The organism is Niastella sp. sgz303648 (genome assembly GCF_059587045.1).
The window spans coordinates 1-796 of sequence record NZ_JCAPSW010000065.1 but is presented as its reverse complement, the minus strand read 5'-3'; the positions used below and the strand labels follow the sequence as shown (position 1 = coordinate 796).

The following is a 796-nucleotide window of genomic DNA, read 5'->3' as shown; positions in this document are numbered from 1 at the left end:
CGAGCAAGATGATAAAAACTACCAATTGTGTACGAGGAGTACTTAGTCCAATACTATCCAATATACTATTGGACAAGCTGGACAAAGAACTGGAAGGTCGAGGGCATCGGTTTGTACGATATGCAGATGATGTTTGTGTGTTCGTAAAAAGCAAAAGAAGTGCAGAACGCGTACTGAAAAGTGTAAGTACCTACATTGAGAAGGAGCTGAAGCTGGAAGTAAACCGAACCAAAAGTGTAGCTACACGACCATGGGAAAGTAAACTTCTTGGATATAGCTTCTACCACAAGAAAGGAGAAAAGGGACTGAACATAGCAAAGAGCAGTATAGCAAAGTATAAGTCAAAAGTCCGGTCAATTACCTCGCGAAGCAAACCGTACGCAATGTACAAGCGCTACGAGATGTTGAGGCAGCTAAACCGGGGCTGGGTACAATACTTCAAATTGAACGAGGCAAAGAGCACGTTCACAAGATTGGATGAATGGGTTCGGTGTCGCATTAGGCTATGCTATTGGAAGCAATGGAAACTACCTTCAACCCGCGCTAAAATGCTTGCGAATTTAGGGACGCCCGAATGGCAGGCATATCAATGGGGTAACACACGAAAGGGTTATTGGCGAACAAGCCATAGTCCAATTTTACAAAGAGCATTGAACAGTTCCTTACTTAAAAGAGAAGGGTACTTATCTCTTACCGAGTTAAGCACCCTCCCCACTGTATTATTCTGATGTGCCGCCGTATACGGAACCGTACGTACGGTGGCTGGAGGGGACAGGTAGCGAACTAATCGCTACCT

The 796-nt window shown here is 44.7% G+C and carries 1 protein-coding gene; it reads left to right on the top strand.

Translation table 11 applies throughout. The features are described from left to right. Window positions 1-8 precede the first annotated feature (8 nt). Window positions 9-728, top strand: a complete 720-nt coding sequence (locus AC59IL_RS38930; protein WP_496557669.1) for a group II intron maturase-specific domain-containing protein — start codon at window positions 9-11, stop codon at window positions 726-728. Window positions 729-796 lie beyond the last annotated feature (68 nt).

What these genes read in the sequence shown, in the direction of transcription:
- AC59IL_RS38930 (WP_496557669.1), top strand. Translation starts at nt 9, where the DNA reads ATGATAAAAACTACCAATTGTGTACGAGGAGTACTTAGTCCAATACTA.